Source organism: Stenotrophomonas sp. GbtcB23, from assembly GCF_019091045.1.
Taxonomy (GTDB): Bacteria; Pseudomonadota; Gammaproteobacteria; order Xanthomonadales; family Xanthomonadaceae; genus Stenotrophomonas; species Stenotrophomonas rhizophila_A.
Genome location: NZ_JAGXKC010000002.1, coordinates 173,881 through 180,286 on the forward strand (window position 1 = coordinate 173,881; position 6,406 = coordinate 180,286).

At 65.5% G+C, this 6,406-nt stretch carries 5 protein-coding genes; 1 reads left to right on the forward strand and 4 read right to left on the reverse strand.

Annotated elements, in window-relative coordinates; genetic code table 11:
• Nucleotides 1-30: 30 nt before the first annotated feature.
• Genes KVS69_RS01760 through potA form a run of 4 tightly spaced genes read right to left on the reverse strand, consistent with a single transcriptional unit; the run spans nucleotide 31 to nucleotide 4,339 of the window.
• Nucleotides 31-1,395, reverse strand: a complete 1,365-nt coding sequence (locus KVS69_RS01760; protein ID WP_217536070.1) for an NAD-dependent succinate-semialdehyde dehydrogenase — start codon at nucleotides 1,393-1,395, stop codon at nucleotides 31-33.
• A 60-nt stretch (nucleotides 1,396-1,455) separates the two neighbouring features.
• A complete protein-coding gene (locus tag KVS69_RS01765) occupies nucleotides 1,456-2,295 on the reverse strand; it encodes an ABC transporter permease subunit (protein WP_217536105.1) in 840 nt (279 codons plus the stop codon).
• A gap of 2 nt (nucleotides 2,296-2,297) precedes the next feature.
• On the reverse strand, nucleotides 2,298-3,209 hold the full coding sequence (locus tag KVS69_RS01770; protein ID WP_068850639.1) for an ABC transporter permease subunit: 912 nt from the start codon (nucleotides 3,207-3,209) through the stop codon (nucleotides 2,298-2,300).
• Nucleotides 3,206-4,339: a polyamine ABC transporter ATP-binding protein gene (gene potA / locus KVS69_RS01775; protein WP_217536072.1), complete on the reverse strand. Its 1,134-nt coding sequence runs from the start codon at nucleotides 4,337-4,339 to the stop codon at nucleotides 3,206-3,208. The genes KVS69_RS01770 and potA overlap by 4 nt, the downstream gene beginning before the upstream one ends.
• A gap of 446 nt (nucleotides 4,340-4,785) precedes the next feature.
• Between potA and KVS69_RS01780 the strand changes: the two genes are divergently transcribed.
• Nucleotides 4,786-6,153 carry an NAD(P)/FAD-dependent oxidoreductase gene (locus tag KVS69_RS01780; protein ID WP_217536074.1) on the forward strand — a complete coding sequence of 456 codons (1,368 nt, stop codon included), beginning with the start codon at nucleotides 4,786-4,788 and terminating at the stop codon, nucleotides 6,151-6,153.
• The last annotated feature ends 253 nt before the right edge of the window (nucleotides 6,154-6,406 follow it).

Below are 6,406 nucleotides of genomic sequence, written 5' to 3' on the forward strand. Positions count from 1 at the left end.
GCAGGTGGCGACCGTTGGTGGTCAACCTCATCAGGCCACGTAAACGGTTTTGATGTTCATGAACTCGTGGATGCCGTGGTCGGCCAGTTCGCGACCAAAGCCCGAGCGCTTGCTGCCGCCGAACGGCAACCGGACATCGCTTTTGACGATGGCATTGACGAATGCCGCGCCGCATTCCAGCCGCTTGGCGATGCCTTCGCCGCGCACCGCATCTCCACTCCACACGCTGCCGCCCAGCCCGAAGGTGGTGTCGTTGGCCACCCGCAGCGCATCGGCGTCGTCGCGCACGCGCAGGATCGCCGCCACCGGCCCGAACAGTTCCTCGTCGTAGGCCGGCATGCCCGGTTCCACATTGTCGAGGATGGTCGCCGGGTAACCCGCATGGGTGCCGGCCACCGGCTCGCCGCCCAGCAGTACCCTGGCCCCCTTGTCCACGCTCGCCTGCACCTGCTTGTGCAGCTCCTCGCGCAGGTCGGCACGTGCCATCGGCGCCAGCGTGGTCTTCTCGTCCTGCGGATCGCCATACACACGCGCTGCGGCCGCTGCGACGAACTTCTCCACGAACGCGTCGGCAATCGCATCGACCACGATGAAGCGCTTGGCGGCGATGCAGGTCTGCCCGCTGTTGTCGAAGCGCGACTTCACCGCAGCGGCAACCGTCTTGTCCAGGTCCGCATCGTCCAGCACCACGAACGCATCGCTGCCGCCCAGCTCCATCACGCACTTCTTGAGCTGGTCGCCGGCGTTGGACGCGATCGAGCGCCCCGCCCGCTCGCTGCCGGTCAGGGTGACCGCCTTGACCCGCTTGTCGCGCAGCACCTCGGCGGCCTGGTCGTTGTCGATGTGCAGCACATCGAACACGCCCTCGGGCAAGCCGCCGTCGCGGCACACCGCCAGGATCAGGTCGGCGCACTGCGGCACGTTGCTGGCATGCTTGAGCAGGGCCACGTTGCCGGCCATGAACGCCGGCGCCAGGAAGCGGAACACCTGCCAGATCGGGAAGTTCCACGGCATCACCGCGAACACGCAGCCGATCGGTTCATAGCGCACGTAGCTGCGCTGGGCTTCGGTGTCGATCAGCTGCGGCTTGAGGTAATCGGCGGCGTGGTCGGCGTAGTACTCGCAGGCCTGCGCGCACTTCTCCACCTCGGCCAGCGCCTCGCCCTTGAGCTTGCCCATCTCGGTGGTCATCGCCTGCTGGATGTCGTCCCTGCGCGCGCGCAGCTGGCCGGCGATGGCACGCAGGATGGCGCCGCGCTCCTGCAGCGAACGGGACGACCACGTCGGGAAGGCCGCGGCGGCGGCGGCCAGCCGCTGCTCGATCCCGGCGGCGTCCAGCAGCTCGTGGCGGTAAGTCACAAGGCCCGTGGCGGGGTTGACGATTTCGACGGTCATCGCGGTGCTCCGAAAGACAGGCACCCATTCTGCGCCCGGCCCCGTGAGCCGGGTGTTGTGTCAGCCCTTTTCCTGCAGCGCCATCTGCATGTCGCGCTGCCGACGCTTCTCGCTGCGCGAGGTAATGAACCACCCCACCACCGCCGCGATCGACACCGCCAGAACCATCAACGTGGCCAAGGCGTTGATCTCCGGCTTGATGCCCATCCGCACCGAAGCGAACACCTTCATCGGGAGCGTGGTCGAATTCGGCCCCGCGACGAAACTGGCGATCACCACGTCATCCAGCGACAGGGTGAAGGCCAGCAGCCAGCCGGCCACCAGCGCCGGGGCGATGATCGGCAGGGTGATCTGGAAGAACACCTTCAGCCTGCTCGCGCCCAGGTCCATGGCCGCCTCTTCCAGCGAGCGGTCCAGCTCCTGCAGCCGCGAGGACACAATCACGGTCACGAAAGACAGCGTGAACGTGACATGCGCGATCCAGATGCTGCCCACGCCTCGGCTGGGGAAGCCGGGAATGCCCCCCATCGCCACCAGCAGCGTCATCAGCGAGAAGCCCAGGATCACTTCGGGCATCACCAGCGGCGCGGTGATCAGGGCGCCGAACACGGTCTTGCCCGGGAAGCGCTTGAAGCGGGTCATCACCATCGCGGCCATGGTGCCCAGCACGGTCGCCGCGCTGGCGGTCCAGAACGCCACCTTCAGGCTGATCCACAGTGCATCCAGGATCTGCCGGTTGTTGAACAGCTCGCCGTACCAGCGCGTGGAGAAGCCCGACCACACCGTGGCCAGCTTCGACGCGTTGAACGAATAGATCATCAGCAGCAGGATCGGCAGGTACAGGAAGGCAAAGCCCAGCCCCAGGACCGTCCAGCCCAGCCAGCGGCTGCGGCGCACCATGCTCACGTCAGCTTCCCTTCCAGCTCACGCTGCTGCACCCGGTTGAACAGCAGGATCGGCACCAGCAGCAGGGCCAGCATCACGATTGCCACCGCCGAGGCGGTCGGCCAGTCCCGGTTGTTGAAGAACTCGCCCCACAGCACCCGGCCGATCATCAGCGTATCCGGCCCGCCCAGCATTTCCGGGATCACGAATTCGCCCACGGCGGGAATCATCACCAGCATGCAGCCGGCGATGATGCCGGTGCGCGACAGCGGCAGGGTGATGCGCAGGAACGCCTGCCACGGCTTGGCACCGAGGTCGTAGGCGGCCTCCAGCAGGCGGTTGTCCAGCTTCACCAGGTTGGCGTACAGCGGCAGCACCATGAACGGCAGGTAGCAGTACACGATGCCGATGTAGGCGGCAGTCGGGGTGTACAGGATCTGCAGCGGTGCATCGATGACCCCGATCTTCAGCAGCAGCTGGTTGAGCAGGCCGTTGCGGTCGAGGATGCCGATCCACGCATACACCCGGATCAGGAACGAGGTCCACGACGGCAGCACCACCAGCATCATCGCCACGTTGCGCGCGGCCGGGCTCATCCGCGAGATCACATATGCCATCGGGTAACCGATCAACAGCGTGAACAGCGTGGCGATCACCGCGATCCTGATCGAGCTCAGGTAGGCAAGCACGTACTGGCTGTCCTTGACCATGGCCGCGTAGTTGCCCAGGTTGAGCTTGAGCGAGAACGCACCGTCCACGTATTCCAGCAGCCACGTGTACGGCGGCGAGCCGACCTGGGTGCGCGCGAACGAGATCATCAGGATGATCACGAACGGCACCGCGAAGAACAGCAGCAGCCACAGGTACGGCGCGGCGATCACGCCGCTGCGCGTGCCGGGGAGCCAGCGCTTCCAGCCGGTGGCGTTCATGCGGTGAGCACCACGCCGTCGTTGTCGCGCCAGTGCACCCAGACGCTGTCGCCCCAAGTCAGGCCATCGCTGGCCCAACGCTGCGAGTTGGCGAAATTGGACAGCACCTTGGCCCCGCTGGGCAGGCGCACGTGGTACACCGAATGACTGCCGAAGTAGGCGATCTCCTCGATCACGCCCTGCGCCTTGTTGGTGTCGCCGGCCGGTTCGTCCTTGCCGATCATCACCTTCTCCGGGCGCAGCGCGAACGCCACCGGCTGCCCTTCGTACCCGGTAATGCCGTGCGCCACGTAGATGGGCGCCGGGAACAGGGGCGTGCGCACGGTGACGTACTCGGGCAGGTCCTCGTCGATCACCCCGTCGAACAGGTTGACCGAGCCGATGAAGCCGGCCACGAAGCGGTTTGCCGGCTGTTCGTAGATCTCGTCCGGCTTGCCGACCTGCTGGATCCAGCCGGCATCCATGACCGCAATGCGGGTGGCCATGGTCATCGCTTCTTCCTGGTCGTGGGTGACCATCACGCAGGTCACCCCCGATGTTTCGATGATGTTGACCAGCTCGATCTGCATCTGCGAGCGCAGCTTCTTGTCCAGCGCGCCCATCGGCTCGTCCAGCAGCAGCAGCTTGGGCCCCTTGGCCAGCGACCGCGCCAGCGCCACGCGCTGCTGCTGGCCGCCGGACAGCTGGTGCGGCTTGCGCTTGGCCAGCTTCTCCAGCTGCACCAGCTCCAGCATCTCGCCGACCCGGCGGCGGATGGCGTCGCGGGCCAGGCCATCCTGCTTGAGGCCGAAGGCAATGTTCTGCTCCACGCTCATGTGCGGGAACAGCGCATAGGACTGGAACATCATGTTGATCGGCCGCTGGTACGGAGGCAGCGCGTTGATGCGCTGGCCGTCCAGGTCGATGGTGCCGGCGGTGGGGGTCTCGAACCCGCCCAGGCAGCGCAGCAGGGTCGATTTGCCGCTTCCCGAGCCGCCCAGCAGGGCAAAGATCTCGCCTTTGCGCACGTCCAGGCTGACATCGTCGAGTGCGACGAAGCCGTCGAATTCCTTGCGCAGCGCGCGGATGGACAGATAGCCCGGCTCCAGGACCGGGACGACCTCGCCTTCCGGCTTGGCTTCAAATGGCATGGGCAGCGGCTCCAGGAGCGGCGTCAGGACGGGGGGACGGCCCATTTTAGCGACCGTTGGCGACAGCAGCGATACCGGATCGTGGCGGTTGGGCCCAGCCGGGCCAATGGTCTCAGGAAGAACCCTAATAAGCGTGCCGCCGAGGCGACGTGAACGCCCTGCCTTTGTCGCGTCCACCCGGTACAGACGCGACGGTGTCGAAGTGCCCCTTGACATGCCTGGCCCATTCCCGCGAGAGCGGCAGCTGAAAACGCCTGAACGCTTGTCGCTCCCGGTCTTCCGAAACGGGAGTTCGGCCGGTTCCTTGATGGCGTGCACACCTTCCAACACGCGTGAACTACAGGCAAGTGACGCGTCACATTCCGCGCGACATCGCGTTGACCTCCCGACGGTGGGAGCGCGATACCTCCACGAACGCCGAACGCGCACATCACAAGGAGTAACCCATGCAAGCCATCCCCGACGCACGGCCCTATGACGCAGTTGTCATTGGAGCAGGACACTCCGGCCTGTCGCTCAGCGCTTTGCTGGTGGAGGCAGGCGTGCGTCATCTGGTTCTGGAAGCGGAAACCATCGGCTCCAGCTGGACGCGACGGTGGGATTCCTTCCGCCTCAACACGCCCAACTTCCTGACCGCCCTGCCCGGCTACCAGTACGACGGCGCGGATCCCACGGGTTTCGCCACCGCGCCCGAGGTCATCAACATGCTGACCGACTATGCGCGCCGGCGGCGGCTGCCTGTCGTCGAGGGATGCGTCGTGCATAGGGTGTTTGCGGCAGGCGACGGCTACCGCGTCATCACCAGCGACGGCACGCTCGAAGCACGCTGCGTGGTCGTGGCCAGCGGGGAGTACCGCCGCCCGCGCTGGCCGCGGGCGTTCTTCTCCCCTGCCTCCGAGCTGGAGGTTGTCCACTCCGGCGATTACCGGCGGCCCCAGCAGCTCGGCCCGGGCGCCGTGCTTGTGATCGGCGGTGGCCAGTCCGGCGCACAGATCGCCCAGGACCTTCGTACTGCAGGGCGCGAGGTGTACTGGTCCATGGCCGATCGTTTCTCGCACATCCGCCGGGTACGCGGCAGGGATTCCATGCACTGGTGGGACATGCAGGGGCTGCTGCACCGGCACGTAAGCGAGCGGCCGGACGTGGCGGCGGGGGTGCCGGGCGCGATGCAAAAGGCAAGAACGGCAGAGTTCCCCTTGGTATCTGGAACGGGCGCGCTGGGCATGGGCAGCTCCATCAGCCTGCTGTCGATGCATCGCGACGGCATCATGCTGCTTGGCAGACTGGAGCACCTGGAAGGCCACATTGCGCACTTCCGCGATGCGCGCCCGCAGATCCGCGAGGCGGTGGCCCGCACCCGCGCCGAGTACAGGCACCTCAACGACATGGCCGATGCGCACTATGCATCCACCACAGAGACACCGACCGACGACGCCCGCTATCTGCCCGAAGAGGTCTACCTGGACTGGGAGCCGGACGCCTCACCACGTTGCATCCGGCTGGACGCCGCCGGCATTGGCTCGATTGTGGCAGCCACCGGCTTCGACGCGCAGTGGCCATGGCTCGAAGTACCGGGCGTACTCGACCCGAACGGCTACCCACTGGGCGATTACGGCGTCTCCCCGCAGCCGGGACTGTTCTTCATCGGCATGTACAACCTGCAGCGACCGAGCTCGAACTTCCTGTGCAATGGTGGGCGGGATGCGCGCGAGCTACTCCAGAGCATCCTGACGCACTTGGACGCCAGCGCCTCACCTGCATGCAATAAAGTGGATCGCAGCGAACTCATGTCTGATCGCGCGCCCCGACCTTGACGTCAAAGTGAAGCGGCGGTGTCAACGAATGTTCAATACGTCATACCATGCAGCCGTTTGGATGCGAGGCTTTCAACGAATCGCCTGGTTCTGAACGTAAGGCACAGAAGCGCCACGCGACGTTTCCAAAATTTCTGGACAGTTCACAGTTTCGGATACGTCATATTGACCAAGAGTAGCGCATATCTGAACTTGTCATTTCCCCCCGTGGAACCAACCACCCGATGAGTAAACTCCACATCGTCGCCGCCTC